General features: G+C 71.0%; 17 protein-coding genes and 1 other RNA gene. 8 read left to right on the top strand and 10 right to left on the bottom strand.

Going from position 1 to position 18450, the window contains the following annotated elements; genetic code table 11:
- The first annotated feature begins 239 nt into the window (after window positions 1-239).
- From BU197_RS21265 to BU197_RS21250, 4 genes are all read left to right on the top strand, one after another.
- Window positions 240-1058 carry a Nif3-like dinuclear metal center hexameric protein gene (locus tag BU197_RS21265; RefSeq protein ID WP_188269893.1) on the top strand — a complete coding sequence of 273 codons (819 nt, stop codon included), beginning with the start codon at window positions 240-242 and terminating at the stop codon, window positions 1056-1058.
- Complete coding sequence (locus BU197_RS21260; protein ID WP_188269908.1) at window positions 1055-1798, top strand: zinc ribbon domain-containing protein; 744 nt, start codon at window positions 1055-1057, stop codon at window positions 1796-1798. Before BU197_RS21265 ends, BU197_RS21260 begins: the two co-directional genes overlap by 4 nt.
- Window positions 1798-3306: a bifunctional RNase H/acid phosphatase gene (locus BU197_RS21255; protein ID WP_188269892.1), complete on the top strand. Its 1509-nt coding sequence runs from the start codon at window positions 1798-1800 to the stop codon at window positions 3304-3306. The genes BU197_RS21260 and BU197_RS21255 overlap by 1 nt, the downstream gene beginning before the upstream one ends.
- A gap of 248 nt (window positions 3307-3554) precedes the next feature.
- Window positions 3555-4541: an XRE family transcriptional regulator gene (locus BU197_RS21250; protein ID WP_188269891.1), complete on the top strand. Its 987-nt coding sequence runs from the start codon at window positions 3555-3557 to the stop codon at window positions 4539-4541.
- A gap of 12 nt (window positions 4542-4553) precedes the next feature.
- On the opposite strand, the gene BU197_RS21245 is transcribed toward BU197_RS21250, so the two are convergent.
- The 7 genes from BU197_RS21245 to yaaA all read right to left on the bottom strand — a co-directional run bounded on the left by BU197_RS21245 (window position 4554) and on the right by yaaA (window position 11755).
- Window positions 4554-5444 (bottom strand): hypothetical protein, encoded by an 891-nt coding sequence (locus BU197_RS21245; RefSeq protein ID WP_188269890.1) that lies wholly within the window; start codon window positions 5442-5444, stop codon window positions 4554-4556.
- A gap of 142 nt (window positions 5445-5586) precedes the next feature.
- Entirely contained in the window at window positions 5587-5949 is a 363-nt protein-coding gene (locus BU197_RS21240; RefSeq protein ID WP_188269889.1) for a peptidase inhibitor family I36 protein, read from the bottom strand.
- Window positions 5950-6057: 108 nt separating this feature from the next.
- Window positions 6058-6336: a hypothetical protein gene (locus BU197_RS21235; protein ID WP_188269888.1), complete on the bottom strand. Its 279-nt coding sequence runs from the start codon at window positions 6334-6336 to the stop codon at window positions 6058-6060.
- Between the two features lie 358 nt (window positions 6337-6694).
- The gene (locus BU197_RS21230) at window positions 6695-9523 is read right to left on the bottom strand and encodes a DUF4157 domain-containing protein (protein WP_411158511.1); all 2829 of its coding nucleotides are present in this window, start codon (window positions 9521-9523) and stop codon (window positions 6695-6697) included.
- Window positions 9489-10106, bottom strand: a complete 618-nt coding sequence (locus BU197_RS31520; protein ID WP_223183873.1) for a transposase — start codon at window positions 10104-10106, stop codon at window positions 9489-9491. The genes BU197_RS21230 and BU197_RS31520 overlap by 35 nt, the downstream gene beginning before the upstream one ends.
- A 153-nt stretch (window positions 10107-10259) precedes the next feature.
- Window positions 10260-10895, bottom strand: a complete 636-nt coding sequence (gene eda, locus BU197_RS21220; protein ID WP_188269886.1) for a bifunctional 4-hydroxy-2-oxoglutarate aldolase/2-dehydro-3-deoxy-phosphogluconate aldolase — start codon at window positions 10893-10895, stop codon at window positions 10260-10262.
- Window positions 10896-10987: 92 nt separating this feature from the next.
- Entirely contained in the window at window positions 10988-11755 is a 768-nt protein-coding gene (yaaA, locus tag BU197_RS21215) for a peroxide stress protein YaaA (protein WP_188269885.1), read from the bottom strand.
- A 376-nt stretch (window positions 11756-12131) separates the two neighbouring features.
- On the opposite strand from yaaA, the gene BU197_RS21210 reads away from it, so the two are divergent.
- Complete coding sequence (locus tag BU197_RS21210) at window positions 12132-13577, top strand: RNB domain-containing ribonuclease (protein WP_188269884.1); 1446 nt, start codon at window positions 12132-12134, stop codon at window positions 13575-13577.
- 65 nt (window positions 13578-13642) lie between these two features.
- An RNA gene (gene rnpB / locus BU197_RS21205) (RNase P RNA component class A) lies at window positions 13643-14042 on the top strand.
- A 5-nt stretch (window positions 14043-14047) separates the two neighbouring features.
- Here rnpB and BU197_RS21200 read toward each other — a convergent pair.
- Window positions 14048-15193: a Fic family protein gene (locus BU197_RS21200; protein WP_188269883.1), complete on the bottom strand. Its 1146-nt coding sequence runs from the start codon at window positions 15191-15193 to the stop codon at window positions 14048-14050.
- A 117-nt stretch (window positions 15194-15310) separates the two neighbouring features.
- Window positions 15311-15829, bottom strand: a complete 519-nt coding sequence (locus tag BU197_RS21195) for a DUF1203 domain-containing protein (RefSeq protein WP_188269882.1) — start codon at window positions 15827-15829, stop codon at window positions 15311-15313.
- 217 nt (window positions 15830-16046) lie between these two features.
- Here BU197_RS21195 and BU197_RS21190 point away from each other — a divergent pair, with 217 nt between their 5' ends.
- Window positions 16047-16508: a VOC family protein gene (locus BU197_RS21190; protein WP_188269881.1), complete on the top strand. Its 462-nt coding sequence runs from the start codon at window positions 16047-16049 to the stop codon at window positions 16506-16508.
- A 22-nt stretch (window positions 16509-16530) separates the two neighbouring features.
- Here the strand turns inward: BU197_RS21190 and BU197_RS21185 are convergent, their stop codons facing one another.
- Window positions 16531-16965 carry a hypothetical protein gene (locus BU197_RS21185; RefSeq protein ID WP_188269880.1) on the bottom strand — a complete coding sequence of 145 codons (435 nt, stop codon included), beginning with the start codon at window positions 16963-16965 and terminating at the stop codon, window positions 16531-16533.
- Between the two features lie 447 nt (window positions 16966-17412).
- Between BU197_RS21185 and BU197_RS30630 the strand changes: the two genes are divergently transcribed.
- Complete coding sequence (locus tag BU197_RS30630; protein ID WP_223183868.1) at window positions 17413-18384, top strand: excalibur calcium-binding domain-containing protein; 972 nt, start codon at window positions 17413-17415, stop codon at window positions 18382-18384.
- Window positions 18385-18450 lie beyond the last annotated feature (66 nt).

The following is an 18450-nucleotide window of genomic DNA, read 5'->3' as shown; positions in this document are numbered from 1 at the left end:
GGAGGCCGCCCGCACTGCCTCGCCCGCACCGCCCCGCCCGCCTCGCCCGTACCGTCCCGCACGCAGGCGGTACGCGCGGGCGCGCGTGGACCCCGTGGAGAAGCAGGCGCGGGGGCACGCCCGTACCTTCCGGAGGGGCGGCGAGCCGGGTACGCCGGGACGCCGCCCGCACCCCCCGGAAGGGCGGCGCGCAGGGTACGCCCGGACGGCGGGGCATCGAGGGCAGGTAGCCTTTCCTCGTGCCCCGTCTGTCTGAAGTCATCGCCGCGCTCGACGCCCTCTGGCCCCCCGAGCGGGCCGAGTCGTGGGACGCCGTCGGGACCGTCTGCGGTGAACCCGACGCCCGGATCGGCCGTGTCCTCTTCGCCGTCGACCCCGTCCAGGAGATCGCCGACGAGGCCATCGCCCTCGGCGCCGACCTCGTCGTCACCCACCACCCGCTCTATCTGCGCGGGACGACCACGGTCGCGGCCGACCACTTCAAGGGCCGGGTCGTGCACACCCTGATCAAGCACGACATCGCCCTGCACGTCGCCCACACCAACGCCGACACCGCGGACCCCGGCGTCTCCGACGCCCTCGCGGGCGCCCTCGACCTCCGGGTCACCGGCCCCCTCGTGCCGGAGAACAACCTCGGCCGGATCTGCGAGCTCGACCACCCCGAGACCCTCGCCGAGTTCGCCGCCCGCGCCGCCAAGCGGCTGCCCGCCACCGCGCAGGGCATCCGGGTCGCGGGCGACCCCGCCATGACCGTGCGCCGGGTCGCCGTCAGCGGCGGCTCGGGCGACAGCCTCTTCGACGCCGTACGGGCCGCGGGCGTGGACGCCTTCCTCACCGCCGACCTGCGCCACCACCCCGTCTCCGAAGCCACCCAGCACTCTCCGCTGGGCCTGGTCGACGCCGCGCACTGGGCCACCGAGTGGCCCTGGTGCGAGCAGGCCGCCGCCCAGCTCGACGCGATCTCCGACCGTCACGGCTGGGACCTGCGCGTCCACGTCTCGAAGACGGTCACCGACCCCTGGTCCTCCCACCACACCTCTCCTGGAGCCCCCAACTGAACGCCGCGCCCGCCGACCAGATCCGCCTTCTCGACGTCCAGGGCCTGGACGTACGCCTCCAGCAGCTCGCCCACAAGCGCCGCTCGCTGCCCGAGCACGCCGAGATCGAGTCGCTGAACAAGGACCTCACCCAGCTGCGCGACCTGCTCGTCGCCGCGCAGACCGAGGAGAGCGACTGCGGCCGTGAGCAGACCAAGGCCGAACAGGACGTCGACCAGGTCCGCCAGCGCGCCGCCCGCGACCAGCAGCGCCTGGACTCCGGCGCCGTCTCCTCCCCGAAGGACCTGGAGAACCTCCAGCGCGAGATCGTCTCCCTCGCCAAGCGCCAGGGCGACCTGGAGGAGATCGTCCTGGAGGTCATGGAGCGCCGCGAGTCCACGCAGGAGCGCCTCGCCGAGCTGACCGACCGGGTCTCCGCCGTCCAGGCCAAGGTGGACGACGCCACCGCCCGCCGCGACACCGCCCAGACCGACCTCGACGCCGAGGTCGCCACCGTCACCAAGGAGCGCGCCGTCGTCGCGGAGGCCGTCCCGGCCGACCTCCTCAAGCTGTACGAGAAGCTGCGCGAGCAGCAGGGCGGCGTCGGCGCGGCCCGGCTCTACCAGCGCAAGTGCGAGGGCTGCCACATCGAGCTGAACATCACCGAGGTGAACGAGGTCCGCGCCGCCGCCAAGGACACGGTCCTCCGCTGCGAGAACTGCCGCCGCATCCTCGTCCGCACCTCGGAGTCCGGCCTGTAATGCGTGTCGTGGTCGAGGCGGACGGCGGCTCGCGGGGCAACCCCGGGCCCGCCGGTTACGGCGCCGTCGTCCTCGACCCGGCCACGGGCGAGACGCTCGCGGAGGCGGCCGAGTACATCGGCGTGGCGACGAACAACGTCGCCGAGTACAAGGGCCTGATCGCGGGCCTGAAGGCGGCCAGGGCACTGTTCCCGGACGCCGAGGTGCACGTCCGGATGGACTCCAAGCTGGTCGTCGAGCAGATGTCCGGCCGCTGGAAGATCAAGCACCCGGACATGAAGCCGCTCGCCGCCGAGGCGGCCCGGGTCTTCCCGGCGGCCCGGGTCCGCTACGAGTGGATCCCCCGCGAGCGCAACAAGCACGCGGACCGCCTCGCGAACGAGGCGATGGACGCGGGCAAGCGCGGCGAACAGTGGAGCCCGTCCTCCAGCGACGCCCAGGCGGCCCGCAACACCGCCGCACCGCCCCCGTCGGGCCCGCCCGGCGACCAGGCGGCAGGCGCGGCGAAGGCCCGAGCGGCCCTGACGGCCGGTCCGCCACGAGGCGGCGCTTCCGTACGGGGCGGGGGCACGGATGCCACGTTTGGCGTGGGTACGAGCCCTGCCTTTGCTACGAGTACGGGTACGGGTGTCGGCACCGGCCCCGGCCCCGGCCCCGGCGCGGGTGCCTGGCCGGTGACCGGTCCCGACCGGACGGCGGACGGCGGCCTGTTCGCCGCCGAAGCGGTGCTCACGGACTCGGGCGACTTCGAGGCGGAGGCGCTGGCGGCGACCTCGGCCCCGGCGGCCACCCCCGCCCCGGCGGCGATCCAGACACAGGAAACGGTGTCCGCCCAGGTCACGACCCCCGCCCCCCGGCAAGGCTGGTCCGGCGGCCCCGACATGGGGGCGCCCGCCACCTTCGTACTGCTGCGGCACGGGGAGACCGCGCTGACGCCCGAGAAGCGGTTCTCGGGGAGCGGCGGTACCGATCCGGAGCTTTCGGCGGCCGGGCTCCGGCAGGCCGAGGCCGTCGCGCAGGCGCTCGCCGCGCGCGGCACCGTGCAGGAGATCATCAGCTCGCCGCTCACCCGCTGCCGCCAGACCGCCGCCGCCGTCGCCGCCCGCCTCGGACTCGACGTCCGGGTCGAGCAGGGGCTGCGGGAGACCGACTTCGGTGCGTGGGAGGGACTGACCTTCGGCGAGGTGCGCGAGCGGTACCCGGAGGACCTGGACGCCTGGCTGGCCTCCCCGAAGGCCGCGCCGACCGGCGGGGGCGAGAGCTTCGCGACCGTCGCGCGCCGGGTGGCCGCGACCCGGGACCGGCTGACCGCCACCCACGCGGGCCGCACGGTCCTGCTCGTCACCCATGTGACCCCGATCAAGACCCTGGTCAGACTGGCGCTCGGGGCCCCGCCGGAGTCGCTGTTCCGCATGGAGCTGTCGGCCGCCTCGATCTCCGCCGTGGCCTACTACGGGGACGGCAACGCCTCCGTACGCCTGCTCAACGACACCTCTCACCTGCGGTAGCCCGTACGACAGGGGCCGCGGGGGCGGGTATCGGGGCGGCGCGAGGGCGGGTAATGGGGTGGCGCGGGGGAGCCCGCGCGCAACACCACCGTGCTCACTCTCCTGGGCGGCGCCGAGCGGTTCGCCGAGAGCCTTCGTTCGAACGTGTCTGGAACAGCACCTCTCGTGTTTCGGACACGCCCGTGGAGGGAGCGGGTTGGCCGTCTCATGTCGTTGCCTGATCGCCGCCGGTGGGCCATGCTGCGGCCATGAGCCAGATGGAGGACGGCTTAGCCAAGCCGTCAGCGGAAGCACCTGAGCCGGAGCAGGCCCGCACCTCAGCCGAGTTCACCGTGTCTCTCCGCGCGTTGCGGGCCTGGTCCGGATTGACGTACCGCCAGCTTGAGGGGAAGGCGACCGCGCACAGGGACACGCTCCCCGCAAGTACGATCGCGACCACCCTCGGTCGCGCCGCACTACCCCGGGAGCGGTTTGTCGACGCCTACACCCGGGCGTGTGGCCTGGGCGAGGAAGACGTGCGCCGGTGGCTCGGCGTCCGCCAGCGCATCGCCACCGAGAAGAAGGCACCCGCCGGTGAAAGCGACGGCTTTGTTCCCGCTCCCGTCGAGCACCATCCGGTGGGGCACCCACAGTGGCGCCGAGTATCTGTCCTGGTCGCAGCCGTGATCCTGGGAGCTGCTGGTGCACTCGGGCTGAGCAGCCTGTTCAGTGGCTCGGATTCACCGGCCGGCACGCCTGCGATGCCGGTGACCGGGTTGCACGTCCTGGCTGTGGGCAGTTGGGCTCGTATCCACCCCGCCCGGACACCGCAGTTCTGCCTCACCGAAGGAAGGGACCACACCGGCCGCTACGAATCCGCGGTCGCCGCCCAGCAATCCTGCACGAAGGCTGTCCTGCCCCGTGTCTTCCTCGAACCGCTGGGCAAGGACATCGTGCAGATCCAGTGGCACCATCCGAAGTACAGCATCGGCTGTCTCACCGTCCTCTCCGCGGGCCCGGGTCACGACCTGCTTGAACCGCGCAATGACTGTGCCGACGACAACAGGGCCCAGCAGTTCCGTCTCGACCTTTTCGGCCCTTCCGCTGCCGGCCACTTCCGCATTCGCCCTGTCAGCACCGGTCAGTGTCTGAGCCTGCGCGACGAAGGAACCGAAAGCGGCACGGAAATCGTCCAAGGCCGGTGTTCCGGCGCCACCGACCAGGAGTTTCTGATCGAACCGATCCCGCCCGCGTAGCCGCCCCGGATTTCAGACGAGAGGTGCGCTGAAGGTTCTCAGGGGGCTACGTGGCTGGTCCGAGGGGGCTGCGGAAGACGGGACAGCAGGGGTGTCGGAGGGCCGGGCGATGGTCGCCGACGACGAGCTGGGTTTCTGCGAACGGCGCAGGGCCTCGGCACGCATCGCGCGCAGCCTGCTCAGGTCGTCATGGTATGTACCGTCTTTCGTCCGCTCGGCACGTTGCTGTGCGCCCTTGACGGCGGCATCGAGGCGCACCGTCCGCTGGCAGCGGGCGTCTCGTCGGGAGAGTTCGAGTTCGAACTCGGCCACGGGGCGCAGGTCTTGGTGCGCCTGGAGAGCGGTACGCAGCCGACGGTCCACCTGGTCGCGCGGATCGTCGAGCACCGCGACACGCTCTCCTGCCCCGGCCATGCAGGCGGCCCATCGTCCTTGGACGCGCTGATAGTCGGCATCGGTTCTGACCGTGCTGATCACGTCGTTGGCCAATACCTGGAACAGGTTGTACAGACGCTCGTAGCCGGACCCGTAGAGATGGCCGCGGGCCGAGCTGACGCACGAGTCGGAGTTGTAGAAGTACTTCTGGCCACCCGGAAGCGACACGGTCACCTTGTGGGCGGGAGTTCCCAGCAATGCCTCCTGCCAGCCCTTCTGACGACTTCGGACACGGTTCGGGTCCTTCGGCCGATGCGTGAGAAGCGCGGCACTGGTGATGCCGTAACCGTCCTGGAGTGCCTGGCTTGTGGTGAGCAGCCCGTAGGGGCTGCGGTCATCGGGATCGGTGCCGCCCGTTGCCAACCCCTCGGGGTCGTAGTCGAAGCCTCGTCGGCGCATGCACACGGATACAAGGTTTTCCTCGGCCGCGTGCAGGGCGGCGCGCTGTGCCGGGGTGTAGGTGAGCACGCCCCCGAATGGGCGCATGGGTGCGGGCTCGTGCGAGGCGGTGCTGCCGGCTGTAGAACAGCCGGCAGCAACCAGAATCCCCAGCAGCACCCCTAACAGGACCCCCGTGGTTCGCTGCCGCATAGTGATGGTGCTCCTGACGTCAGCACCAGTAGTTGGAGGAGATATGAGGCAGGTTGGAGCCGATGGTCGACCAGCCCGTACCGCGGTTGAGCGCGTAGCCCGCTCCCGTACCGCCCTTTCCGGTGTACACCCTGACGCTGCAGGACTGTCCGTTGTTGTACAGCGAGCCTCCCTGGATGTTGTAGAAGTTCGCGTACATGGTGAGGTCGGCGTTGTCCTGGAACACCGTCTGAACATTTCCGGTGTAGCCGGAGGTGTAGTAGGCGCACAGTCCTCCGGAAGCACATCCGGCCGGGGCCGCCTGCGCGGCGGGGGCGATGGCGAGTGCGGCCACCGCGAGTCCGGCGGCCGTTCCGAGAGCCGCCAACGAACGCTTGAACATGTATTCCTCCCCTGATTGGCCCCTGCGTGGACCGCGGAGCGAACTATCGACCCTCACGGACGCAGGGGATCGCGGTTCCGGGATTCGAAACCGATGTGGACGCTTTGTTCAGCAGCGCGGTACGCCGGGCCTTGGGTCGGCTCCGGTGTTGATGTGCTGGCCCGGGGTGTACCCGTCGACCCAGACCTCGAACTGCCACGTCGTCGTGTAGTACCAGATGGTGTTTCCTCCGACCGACTGCCCGACGTAGTAGCAGGAGATCGAGAGCGGCTGCCCCGAAAAGAGGTTCCTCTTCACCTGGCAGGTCGTCTTGGCGCAGGTGTACTGCTTCGTCGCCTGTGTGGTGAAGAAGACGTCATCGCTCTGGGACGCGGCCGACGACGGCACGGCCGAAACTCCCAGCGCGACCGCAGTACCGACGGCCGCGGTCGCAAGAGCACCACGGATGCGCATATCCCCCTCCTCTCATTGGGATCGGGACCCGAGTGGACTCGATGCACGAGTCTGCTGCTGTGCGGGGCCGGTCTCCAAGGCAATCTCTGTTCGGAACGCGTTCGAAACGCGTTCCGAACAGAGGAGGGCTCTGGTTCCCGCCGCTTGACCGGGCGCTTCCCGTACTCGTCGCAGCGGGAGAGAGTTGACGAATTCGTGGCACTCGGAGGCAGTCAGGAGGACACCGGCTCGTCGATCCGGTGTCGCCGCTGCGCACGGGGAACGCCGCCCACTCGGCGCCCGGTGGACCCCGTCACAAACTGGTGTCGTACTCGAAGTCGTCACCGTCGTCGGACCAGTGGCCCCCGTAGTCGCCCATGGCCGTACTGCCGTCGCTGGTCAGCTCCTCTTCGGATGTGGATTCGGGCGTGGGGGCCGGCCGCCAGTCTTCGCGGAACAATTCAGCGTAGAACGGGACCGGAGCGCCGTGGATCCGGCCGGCCTCCGCCTCCAGCAGTACGAGTATTGCGTCGAATACTTCGTCCGGGTGAGTGTCCAATATGCTCCGGACGCGTGCAGCCGTTTCCCTGTCCTCTTGCGTCGTCTCCTGGGCGATCACGTCGGATCTTTCGATGAATGCATGGAGACCCGCCTCGCCGCCCAGGAGCATGCGAAGCAACGTCAGGACGGTCTCAGCCCGTGGCAGGGGCTCCGCCCCGGTCGATGCCGAAGGCCTCTCATCGATCGTCATGGCCTCCATGTCCCGGACGAGGGGCTGGCTTTCCTCTCGCTCAAGAGGGGCATGCGGCTTGTTCACCGGTCGTGTCTTCTTGCCCCTTCCAGGAGCGGAGGACTCGGTGGAATACAGCTTCCGCTTCCGCTTCTGACTTTCGGGGACCTGCTCGTCGCGGCGCTCGTGTCCGGTCAGTCCACCGATGATCCGTCCGACGTGACCACCCGAAATTCCGACGACCTCGCCGATCTCCGTCTGGTTGAGCGGAAAGCCCAGCTCTCCACCCTCCGTGGTGAATCGGCTGTAGACCTCCTGCATGGTCCTCCTGGACCGGGATTTCGCCGCCTTGAGGAGTTCCTCCGTGTCCTTCTTCGTGGCGTAACGCTTGGCGGTGCCGGTGTCCTTGCCCTTGCCGACTCCGCGGGTGGCGTCCGCCGGATTGAACGGCTTCCGGTCGCGCTTCCTGCTCCTGCCGGTGTCGGAGTCGACCTCGGAGTCGGAGGCGGTCACCCAGCCGCGCTTCTCCGCATGCCGCGCCTCGATCCGCATCTCCGGATCGCCGTCCGCCTGGTGCCCGTCGGGCAGCGCCGTCGTCGAGCCCGTGGACGTGCTCATGAGGCCGCCCCCGGTCGCGTCGCCGGTCATTTCGTCGATGTCGCCGAGGAATTCCGGTCCTCTGAGCACATGCTCCAGGTGCTGGGACAGGTTGCGCAGCGAGGAGTACCAGTAGAACCCGTGACGGGGGTTGTACTGGAGGTTCGGGAACTTCCGCCCGTAGTGTCTCAGCGCCGCCGAACAGCCCACGCAGGGCCGGTATCTGCCCTGGATCAGCAGCGGACCGCCGGCCTCGTGGGGGTGGATCCCGGCGTTGTGGAGCAGCAGCAGGAGCTTCTGTTCCGCGTGCAGCGAGGCGGGTGTCCCCGACCTTCCCTGTTCGGCGCGCACACGTACGAGGAAGGCCTGCCCCATGTACTGGTCGGCGGTCAGGTATGTGTGAAGATTCTCGTCCGTCGAGTCGACCATGATGACGGGGGTGTCCAGGGCCTCCCGTAGCGCGTTCGCCGTGTGGTCCTGACCTTCCCCGTCCCGTCGCCCGTTCTCGATTTCCCGCAGCTTGGCGCGGGCTCTGCCGATCCGCGCGCGGTTCTCGAAGGCCGTCTGAGGATCCAGACCGGCATCGCGCTCCTGATCGTCCTGTTGACGATCCAGCATCTGTCGCAGCGTCGCGGGGTCTGCCGTCTCCATCGCGTCGACGGACTCGTCGAAGTTCGCGGCGAAGAACAGGCGCCCGTTGATCAGCATGCCCTGGACTTCACGGTTGTCCACCGGCGGTACGTCATCCGCTCGCGCGTCCTGGGCGGCTTCCATGGCGTCGTACATCGCGAGCGAGAGGTGGGTCAGTGTCTGGGAGGAGCGCTCGTCCTCTTTGGAGCGGGGGAACCGGGCGCGGACGTCGTCGGTGATCCGTCCCAGGTAGCCGGATCCGTAGCTCTGGACGTCCTTGCTCTTCACCAGGTTGTGTGCCTTGTTCAGCAGGGCCGTCTTCGACTCGTCCTGCTGCTTTTCCTCCCCCTTCTTCGAATCCTCGCGGTTCAACTCGTCCTGGATTTCCCGCAGTCTTTCCAGTTCCTCCTGTTCCCTTTCCTCCCTTCTCAAGTCCTGCTCCGTCCGGCGCCCTTTTCCTTTGTCCGGCTGCGCTGAACGGGAAGTTCCTCCGTCCTCGCCCGAGCGCTGGACCGGGGCAGGTGCCGACGGACCGACGGCGGCCGCCCCCGGAGTCCCGGGGCCGGGGGGTTCGTGCGCCGCTGCCGCCTTCGGGGCCGGTCCCTGCATCACCCGGGCCGCGTTGGCCTCCGCTTCCCGTTCGAAGCGGTCGGCCGGGTCCGAGACCTGGAGCCCGTCGCCCTGGTCGGTTCCGGCGACCGGGCCCCGGCGCTGTTGGATCACGTGGGTCAGTTCGTGGGCGAGCGTGTGCTTGTCCCCACCGTTGGCTCCGAGGACGACGTGGCTTCCCGAGGTGTAGGCGCGGGCGCCGATCTCGCTGGACGAGGCGCGAGCGGCGCCGTCGTCGTGGACGCGGACGTCGGAGAAGTCGGCGCCGAGACGGGACTCCATCTCCGTGCGAAGGGGTGTGTCCAGCGGACGGCCACTGCCGGAGAGGACGTCATGGACGGCCGACCGCTGCACCGCGGGCCGCTCGGGGCGCTGGTGCCCGCAGTCCGCGTTGTGCTGGTGCTGCTCCTGCGCCACCGCGTAGGGGTGCCCGGCCCGCTGAAGCATGGCCAGCACGGCGGCGTTCCCCGCGCTCCGCTGGAGAGCCAGCAGTTTCGTCTGGTCGACCTGGTCCTGCTTCCGAGTGACCAGTGACTGGCTGTCAGTGTCCTGACCAGGTACGCGTTCGTGCGACACCGGAAGCACCTTTCGAGCGGACGAGTGAGTGGACAGGCACCATGGGAATTTCTCCGCCGGTCCATCGCCAGGTCCGCAGGGGCAGAAACGTGGGCAGCCACGTTGCCCGTCGGCACACGGAGCCGTCACCTGCGGTGCTGCGCTCGCGGGCCGCCGCCCAGGCAGTTGCCGCCGAAGGGATCCGGTTCGCCCGGGAGCCGCACGGCATGATTGCGCACAGTATCGGCAGCCTGTTGTCGCTGGCCAGGCGGACGTTACCGGCCGGCCCGCCACGGGACCGGCCGAAGGCCGGGTCGCGGAGCCCCTTTTCGGCCCCGGCCGCGTGCTGGTGGGCACGGACGACCGTGGAGTCCACCGACACCAGCCACTCGATGCCCCCCGCCGCGTCGGCCTTCGCCTGGGCGGCCTGCGGCATCCGGTCGAACGTTCCGTCCGCTGCGCACCTGCGGAAACGCGTGTGCAGCGTCGCCCACGGGTCGGAGCGCTCGGGCACATCCCGCCAGGCCGTGCCGGTGCGGAACTTCCACACGATCCCGTTCAAGATCCTTCGGTCATCCAGCCGCTTCCCCCCCCGCGACGACATGGGGAAGCAACGGCTGGACGAACTCTCACTGGACACCGGGCAGTTCATGGCGACGCATCGCGCCTCCATGATCCGCCAACCGTGATCATTTGAAGACACGGGCCTACGCCCTGAGTCACCCTGAGATCCCCTAGGCGGACCTGAGGCCCCACGTCACCCGACAGGCCCCCGCAGTGCCGCCGCCTCGCGCGCCAGGGTTTCCACGCGGGCCCAGTCGCGGGCGGCGAGCGCGTCGGGCGGCAGCATCCACGTACCGCCGACGCAGCCGACGTTCCGCAGGGCGAGATAGCTCGGGGCGGAGGCGGCGGAGACCCCGCCCGTCGGGCAGAAGCGGGCCTGGGGGAGCGGCCCCGCGAGGGACTTCAGATACGGGACGCCGCCCGCCGCCTCGGCCGGGAAGAACTTCATCGTCTCCACGCCCTGTTCGAGCAGCGCGACGACCTCGGAGACCGTCGACACGCCCGGCAGGAACGGCAGCCCCGACTCGCGCAGGGCGCCGAGCAGCCGCCCGGTCCATCCGGGGCTCACCAGGAAGCGGGCCCCGGCGGACACCGCGTCCGCGACCGCCTCGGCCGAGACGACCGTCCCCACGCCGACGATCGCGTCCGGCACCTCGGCGGAGATCGCCCGCACGGCTTCGAGCGCGGCCGGAGTGCGCAGGGTGACCTCGACGAGCGGCAGCCCACCGGCCACCAGGGCACGGGCGAGGGGTACGGCGTCGGCGGCGTCCTCGATCACGACCACGGGGACGACGGGGGCTTCCGGGGCAAGATCGAACACGGTTGTCATGGGGCTCATCCTGCCGAGGGGCAGCGATATGCGCAATGCGCGTTGCGTCCTGCGCAATCAACCCTTCGGCGGGTGCGGCCCGGACGAGGAGGTCAGTGGACCTCGTCCACCAGGACGTCCAGCGCGCCCGGCTTCCCGCCCTCCTCCACCACGTACCCCAGCTCCCGCAGCGTCCCCGCGAGTTCCACCGGCGACGCGGGCTCCGCTCCCGCCTCAAGGAGGCTCCGTACGATCCGGCCCTTCGTCGCCTTGTTGAAGTGGCTGACCACCTTCCGCGTCGGCGCGTGCAGCACCCGCACCGTCGCCGTCCGCGCGGCCGGCTCGCCCTTCGGCTTCCACGCCGAGGCGTACGCCGACGACCGCAGGTCCAGGACGAGCCCGTCACCGGCCGCCTCGGGCAGCACCGGCGCCATCGCCGTCCGCCAGTGGGCGGCCAGCGAACCGAGCCCCGGCAGCTTCACCCCCATCGAGCAGCGGTACGACGGAATCCGGTCGGTCACCCGCACCGCGCCCCACAGCCCGGAGAACACGAGCAGGGACCGCCCGGCGCGCTTCCGGGCCGCCGCGTCCAGGGTCGCGAGCCCCAGCGCGTCGTACAGGACACCCGTGTAGATCTCCCCGGCGGGCCGCGCGCCGGCCGTCCGCAGCTCCGCGTTCTTCGCGATCTCGCCGCGAAGCCCCTCGCTCAGCCCCAGCACCTCGCGCGCCTTCTCCTCGTCGGCCACGCACAGCTCGACCAGCTCGTCCAGAACCGCCGCCCGCGCCTCCGTGAGCCCCGGCAGGGACAGCGCCTCGGGCTTGAGCGGCGCCCCGGACCCCGAGGATGCCTTGCCCTCGGAGGGCGGCAGCAGCACGAGCACGGTGGTTCTCCTTCGTCGGTACGGGGTGGGGGAGAGGCGCGGCGGCCCCGAAGCCCAGCGTACGAGGTACGGAGGACCCCCTGTACGGGGTCGCCCTGTCAGGGGACGGCTCTTCAGGGGGCCGCCCCGGCTTCCACGGGGAGACCCGGCCTTACGGGAAGGCTCTGGGCCCCTACGGGATGCGCCTGCCCCTACGGGGTGGCCCCGCCCTTACGGGGTGGCCCCGCCCTCCGGGGCCCGGGGGAGCACTGCCCCAGGGGATGCCCCTCTCTGGATGCCGCGTCCCTACGGGATGCCCCTCTCCGGGATGCCCCGCCCCTAAGGGATGCCGCTCCCCGGGATGCCCCGTATCCCCCCTCCCCCTACGCTCGGGTCCATGCCCCGCCGCCACATTCACGTGACCGGCGCAGCCGAGGCTCCGCTGCGGGCCGCCCTGCGCGCATTCCGGGCCGAGCTGGGGATACCCGACGGCTTCCCGCCCGCCGTCCTCGCCGAGGCGGAGGCCGCCGCGAAGGCCCCCAGGCTTCCCGCGCACGACGCCACGGACCTGCCGTTCTTCACGGTGGACCCGCCCGGCTCCACCGATCTCGACCAGGCGGTGCACCTGGCGCGCAGGGCCGACGGCGGCTACCGCGTCCACTACGCCATCGCCGACGTCGCCGCGTTCGTCGCACCGGGATCGGCCCTGGACGCCGAGGCCCACCGGCGCGTCCTCACCCTCTACTTCCCGGACGGCAGGGTGTCGCTCCACCCCACCGTGCTCTCCGAGGGCGCGGCCAGCCTCCTCCCCGGCGAACCGCGCCCCGCCCTGCTCTGGCGGATCGACCTCGACGCGGCGGGGCGCCGGGTCGCCACCGACGTGCGCCGCGCGCTCGTCCGCAGCCGCGCCAGGTTCGACTACGCCGAGGTGCAGCGCCGTATCGACACCGGTACGGCCGAGGAACCCGTGGCCCTGCTCCGCGAGATCGGGCGGCTGCGCGAAGCGCTCGAAGCCGAACGGGGCGGGATCTCGCTGCGCGTCCCCGAGCAGGAGATCGTCGAACGGGACCACACGTACACCCTGGCCTACCGGGCCCCGCTGCCCGCCGACGGCTGGAACGCACAGCTCTCCCTGCTCACCGGCATGGCCGCCGCCGACCTCATGACGGCGGCGGGCACCGGCATCCTGCGCACCCTCCCCGCCGCCCCCGACGGAGCCGTGGCCCGGCTGCGCCGCTCCGCGCGGGCCCTCGGCGTCGACTGGCCGCACCACGTGCCGTACGCCGAGGTGGTCCGCTCGGCCGACCCGGAGAACCCGCGCCACGCCGCCTTCCTCCAGGAGTGCACCACCCTGCTGCGCGGCGCCGGGTACACGGTCTTCACCGACGGGCGGGTGCCGACCCCGGCCGTGCACGCCGCCGTGGCCGACGAGTACACGCACTGCACGGCGCCGCTGCGGCGGCTTGTCGACCGGTACGCGGGCGAGCTGTGCGTGGCCGCCGTGGCGGGCGACGAACCGCCCGAGTGGGTACGGGCCGCCCTGCCCGCCCTCCCCGACGCGATGGCCTCGGGCGCCCGGCGTGCCAACACCGTCGAGCGGGAGAGCGTCGACATCGTCGAGGCGGCCCTGCTGCGGGGCCGGGTCGGCGAGGTCTTCGACGCGTACGTGATCGACGTGAAGGAACGCGAACCGGCCATCGGCACCGTCCATCTGGACGACCCGGCGGTCGTCGCCCGCATCCGAGGCGGCACCGGCTCCCGCCTCCCGCTCGGCGAATGGCTCCGCGTCAGACTCACCGAGGCGGACCCGGGCACGGCGAAGGTCCTGTTCGCCCCGGCGTGAGCGCCCCCGAGAGCGCCCCGTACGGGCCGGGGGCCGTCGGCGGGTAACATGACCAGCACGGCAGACGAGCCGGGCGGGCGGCCGCGTGGAGACCTTCGGGTCTTCCCGAGGAACGTCCGGGCTCCACAGAGCAGGGTGGTGGCTAACGGCCACCCGGGGTGACCCGCGGGACAGTGCCACAGAAAACAGACCGCCGGGGACCTCGGTCCTCGGTAAGGGTGAAACGGTGGTGTAAGAGACCACCAGCGCCTGAGGTGACTCAGGCGGCTAGGTAAACCCCACTCGGAGCAAGGTCAAGATGGGGACACCCCGGTGTCCCTGCGCGGATGTTCGAGGGCTGCTCGCCCGAGTCCGCGGGTAGACCGCAGGAGGCCGGTGGCAACGCCGGTCCTAGATGGATGGCCGTCACCCCGACGACCGCGAGGTCCCGGGGGACAGAACCCGGCGTACAGCCCGACTCGTCTGCCGCTTCAGCCGGTGCCCTCGTAGGGGTCCCGGATCGTGTGGCGGGCGGCGGCCGTGGCCAGAACATCTCGCGGATAGCGGGAGCCCGGTACGTAATAGCGGCCCTTCGTGTTGCCGACCGGGGTCAGCAATTCCTTGCGCATCAGGTGCTGCATATCGCGCTGGGCCTGCTGCTCGCTGATTCCCTCCGCCCTCTCGTATCGGGAGCGGCGGACCCGGCCGGTGATGGCGACCTCGTGCAGGGCTGTGATCTGGCGTTCCGTGACGCCGAGCGTCTCGCATTGCTCGGCCAGTCGGATCCAGCAATTGTTGGATCGGTTCACACGGTGTCGGACGCTCTGGGTCTGCTCGTGATAGGCGCGCAGATTGAACCGCACCCACCGGGCGGTGTCTCGCATCGGACTGTAGACGGGCCCTCCGACCTCGCGCAGCACCTTGTAGTAGTCCCAGGTGTGGCCCGGCATGCCCAGCCACGCCTCGATGGAGGAGAACTCAGGGGCGAGGACTCCTTCCCGGGCGATCAGGAGGGTTTGCAGGGAGCGGGACATACGGCCGTTGCCGTCGACCCACGGATGGATCTTGACGAGGTTGAAATGGGCCATCGCGGCGCGAATCAGTGGATCGGAGTCGAGATCGCCTGTATTGAGCCAGTCGATCAATTCGCCCATCAATTCCGGCACGTCGTCTTCGTGTGGGCCTTCGTATTCCGTGGCGTGCGGGTCGCCTGCGGCGGTGATGAAGATCGGCTTCCGCCGCCACTGGCCGGCGAGCTTACGCGGGTGATGGCCCTGCAGCATCCAGTGCAGTGCGTTGAGGAGACCCTTGCTGTACTCGAAGTCGGGGGCGTCGTGGAGTGACTGGATATAGGTCATGGCCCGCTGGTAGGCGACCGTCTCCGCGCGGTTCGCTTCGGTGACGTCCACTTTCTCCTGCGCGTCGTCCATGAGGTCGGCGACGTCGAGGGCGTCGACTTCGTATCCCTCGATGGTGTTGGACGCGGCGATGGCCGAAGCGGTCAGGTGACGGCGCAGGTCGAGGGTCCACTTGGCCGGGGCTTGCTGCACGGCGTCACGGAGGGATGCGCGCAGGGAGTGGATCTCGGTCAGTACGTGCTGGTCGGCGCTGGAGAGGCGAGGTGTTTCGTACAGCATGACGTAATGATACCCACAAGGTGTCATTACGTCGATGTGGGGGAACCGCCCAAGCCGCATCACATCGGCTTGGGCGGTGGCGTAAGGGTGATCCCCGGGACACGGGGCCGGGTGGGGTCAGGGGCGGCGGACCTCGAAGTGGAGGCAGCCGTATTCGACTGCCCTGACATGGACCAGGGCGACCTCGGGGTCCGCGAAGGCCTCCTCGAAGGCCTGGTCGAAGCCCTCGGAGGAGGCGGGCGGGATCTCCAGGAGGCGGCCGCCGATGATCCGGCCCTCGGCGTTGTAGCGGCGGACCGTGCGGAGCGCCCCCGAGCGGGCGAAGGGGTAGGTGTCCGAGGGGCTCGGCCCCTCGCACGGCTCGGTGTGGATGAAGACAGGGCCCTGCTCGTCGTACGCCCCCGGCTTCGCACCCGTACGGGTCGCCCAGCGGCGCAGCGGCGCGTACGAGACGAGCGCGATCAGGTCGCCCGGCTTCGCGTGGCGGTGGCAGCAGCGCAGCGGCTCCCCGCCCTCGGATGTGGAGTACGGCGTACAGGCGCGGCCCGCGTCGTCGGTCACCCGCAGTTCGGCGAGGGTGCCGGGCTCGATCGGGCGGGCCGTGTAGACGGTCGTCGAGGTCGTCTCAGTGCTCATGTCCTCAGGGTCCCGTCCTCCCGCCGCGCCCGCTGGCGTCATTCGGACGTCGCGCTCGGGCGCCCATCGCCGGGGCGTACGGCTTCGCGTGCCCGCCCCGCCTCCGCCCCTGTCGTCCTCCTGTGTCGTGGCACGCGGGCCGCGTTGTCACAGGCCTCTGTCAGGGTGCTGTCAGGGCGATCCCCGAGGCCGCCCCCGCCGCGAACGGAGCCACCCCATGAGCCGGACCTTCCAAGTCACCTTCGACGCCCACGACCCCCGGGCCCTCTCCGTCTTCTGGCGCGACGCCCTCGGGTACGTCCACCCCGGGCCGCCCGGTGTCGAACTGCCCGAGGGCGCCGACCCGCTGGCCGCCTGGGACGAGTTCCTCGGCCGGATCGGGGTGCCGGCCGACCAGTGGAACAGCCGCTCCGCCCTCGAAGACCCGGACGGCGACGGCCCCCGGGTCTTCTTCCAGCGGGTCCCCGAGGGCAAGGCCGCCAAGAACCGGGTCCACCTCGACCTCCGCGTGGCCCCCGGGCTCGCCGGGGACGAGCGGATGGCGGCGCTCGAAGCCGAGTGCGCCCGGCTCGTCGCGCTGGGCGCCACCCGGCTGCGCCGCTTCGACCCCGAGCCCCCGTTGAGCGCCGGATTTCTCGTCCTCGCCGATCCCGAGGGCAACGAATTCTGTCTCGACTGACCCGGCGCCCCCGGGGGTTCCCTCAGACGAGGACCTCCAGCCGCCACCGGGCGTCACGGTCGTCCGTGCGGATGAAGATCCGCTTCGGCAGCAGGGACCGGTCCTCGAACAGGTCCCTGCCGAGCGCCAGACCGTTCCGGTCGATCGTGTACGTACCGTCCACGAGGTCGTCGGTCGAGGCGACCGTCGTGGCGCCCTCGTCGTCGACCCGCTGGAGGCGCCACACCGAGGCGGCGGTGGCATCGGCGCGCACCTCGACCGGGGCGCGCTCGGTGCCCGTCGCCACGATGCTCTCCTCCGTTCCCTTCGCCGTGAGGCGGAATCCCTCGTCCTCCGGGGTCACCAGCCACTCCACCGCCCGCGTCGGATCGTGCGGAAAGGCCACCAGGGCTCCGCCGTCGACCCCGACAGGGGCCTCCCGTACGTACAGCTTGACGATCGCGCCGATCTTCGGCATCTCTCCTCCTGGGGTTGTCAGGGCCTTACCCGGACCCTGCCCCCCACGACCCTGTCAGGGGCCGGGGAACACGCAGGTCATAGGCTGTGTGGCGCTGAGAAGTCGTCAGGGGAGGGGAAGGGTCCGCGCGCCGTGGAGCAGGGTGGGAGCAGGAACAAGGGGCAGGGCCGGGGGCGGGGACCCGGGGCCGACGGGCGCGTTTCCCTGCGCAAGGGGGCGGGCCCGAGTGCGGACCGGGGTGCGGGCCGGAGTGCGGGCCGGGGTGCGGGCTCCGGCGCGGGCCGTAGTGCGGCCCCGAGCGCGGGCCGGGGCGCGGGCCCGAGCGTGGACGTCCGGTCAGGTCCAGGGGCCGCCTCCACCTCCACCGCCTCCGCCTCCGCCGTCTCCCCTCCCCCCGGTGACCGCTGGTGGCGGCGGCCCGGGTTCGTCGTCTTCTGTCTCTTTCTCATGCCCCCCGCCGGCATGGTGCTGGCCTGGCGGACCCGCTGGTCGCCCGGCCGGAAGGTGCTCGCGACGCTCCTCTCCGGGATCTGGTTCGTGGCCGTCGGCACCAGCGGCTCGCAGAGCGGTCGGCCCGTGGTCGCCGACGCCGCGCCCGTGACCAGGCCCCTTCCTACGGCTTTCGCCCCGTACACCCCGCCCACCCCCACCCCGCGCCCCACCGTGCGGCGGACCGTGGCCGACTACACCGGCCAGAACCTGGAGACCGCCTCCCTCGCCGCGTACGAAGCCGGGTTCCGGGCGCGGTCGCACGACGCGACGGAGGGCGACAAGAGGCAGTACGTCGACGGCAACTGGAAGGTCTGTTTCCAGGAGCCCGCCGCCGGGGAGACGGCCACCGCCGAACAAGGACGGCGCAGCTCCATCGAGTTCGCCGTCGTCGAGAAGAGCAGCCCCTGCCCGGCGCGGGACGGGCTCGCCGTGGTCTTCCCGAAGATGCCCGACGTCGTCGGCATGACCTTCGCCAAGGGCTCGGCCACCCTGCGCGAGGTCGGCCTCACGGAGATCAGGGGCCGGAGCGTCTACACGGACGTGGACCTCTCCTCCCGTCACGAGGACTGGCGGATCTGCTTCCAGGACCCGAAGTCCGGCACCGACGTCGAACGCCCCGCCTCCCTCTCCGTGGACCTCTCCCTGGCCCGGCCGGGCCTGTCCTGCCCCACCGGCGAGTACGCCCGACTGCACCCCGACCCCGACCCTGATCCCGCCCCCGACCGGAACCGCCACGGCTCGGGTACGGGTACGGGGTCGGGCTCAGGGTCCGGTCCGGGTTCAGGCTCAGGGTCCGGCGGGCTCGCCTACTACAAGAACTGCGACGCCGTCCGGGCCGCCGGCAAGGGTCCCATCTACCGGGGCCAGCCCGGCTACCGCTCGGGCCTGGACCGCGACAACGACGGCAAGGCCTGCGACTGGTCCTGAGCCGACAGGTCCTGAGCCGGTGGGGGTGTATCCGCCCGTGAGCGGGGGGGGGGGGGGGGGGGGGGG

It is taken from the genome of Streptomyces sp. CBMA291, from assembly GCF_014596525.1.
Lineage (GTDB): Bacteria > Actinomycetota > Actinomycetes > Streptomycetales > Streptomycetaceae > Streptomyces.
Note: the sequence above shows the minus strand (reverse complement) of the source record. Positions and strands in the feature narration are given on the sequence as shown.

Excerpts from the sequence above, each read along its gene's own strand:
- BU197_RS21185 (WP_188269880.1), bottom strand. The coding sequence starts at position 16,965 with ATGCCGAAGATCGGCGCGATCGTCAAGCTGTACGTACGGGAGGCCCCT.
- BU197_RS30630 (WP_223183868.1), top strand. The coding sequence starts at position 17,413 with ATGCCCCCCGCCGGCATGGTGCTGGCCTGGCGGACCCGCTGGTCGCCC.
- BU197_RS21250 (WP_188269891.1), top strand. The coding sequence starts at position 3,555 with ATGAGCCAGATGGAGGACGGCTTAGCCAAGCCGTCAGCGGAAGCACCT.
- BU197_RS21240 (WP_188269889.1), bottom strand. The coding sequence starts at position 5,949 with ATGTTCAAGCGTTCGTTGGCGGCTCTCGGAACGGCCGCCGGACTCGCG.
- BU197_RS31520 (WP_223183873.1), bottom strand. The coding sequence starts at position 10,106 with ATGTCGTCGCGGGGGGGGAAGCGGCTGGATGACCGAAGGATCTTGAAC.
- BU197_RS21190 (WP_188269881.1), top strand. The coding sequence starts at position 16,047 with ATGAGCCGGACCTTCCAAGTCACCTTCGACGCCCACGACCCCCGGGCC.
- BU197_RS21210 (WP_188269884.1), top strand. The coding sequence starts at position 12,132 with ATGCCCCGCCGCCACATTCACGTGACCGGCGCAGCCGAGGCTCCGCTG.
- eda (WP_188269886.1), bottom strand. The coding sequence starts at position 10,895 with ATGACAACCGTGTTCGATCTTGCCCCGGAAGCCCCCGTCGTCCCCGTG.
- BU197_RS21195 (WP_188269882.1), bottom strand. The coding sequence starts at position 15,829 with ATGAGCACTGAGACGACCTCGACGACCGTCTACACGGCCCGCCCGATC.
- BU197_RS21200 (WP_188269883.1), bottom strand. The coding sequence starts at position 15,193 with ATGCTGTACGAAACACCTCGCCTCTCCAGCGCCGACCAGCACGTACTG.
- BU197_RS21255 (WP_188269892.1), top strand. The coding sequence starts at position 1,798 with ATGCGTGTCGTGGTCGAGGCGGACGGCGGCTCGCGGGGCAACCCCGGG.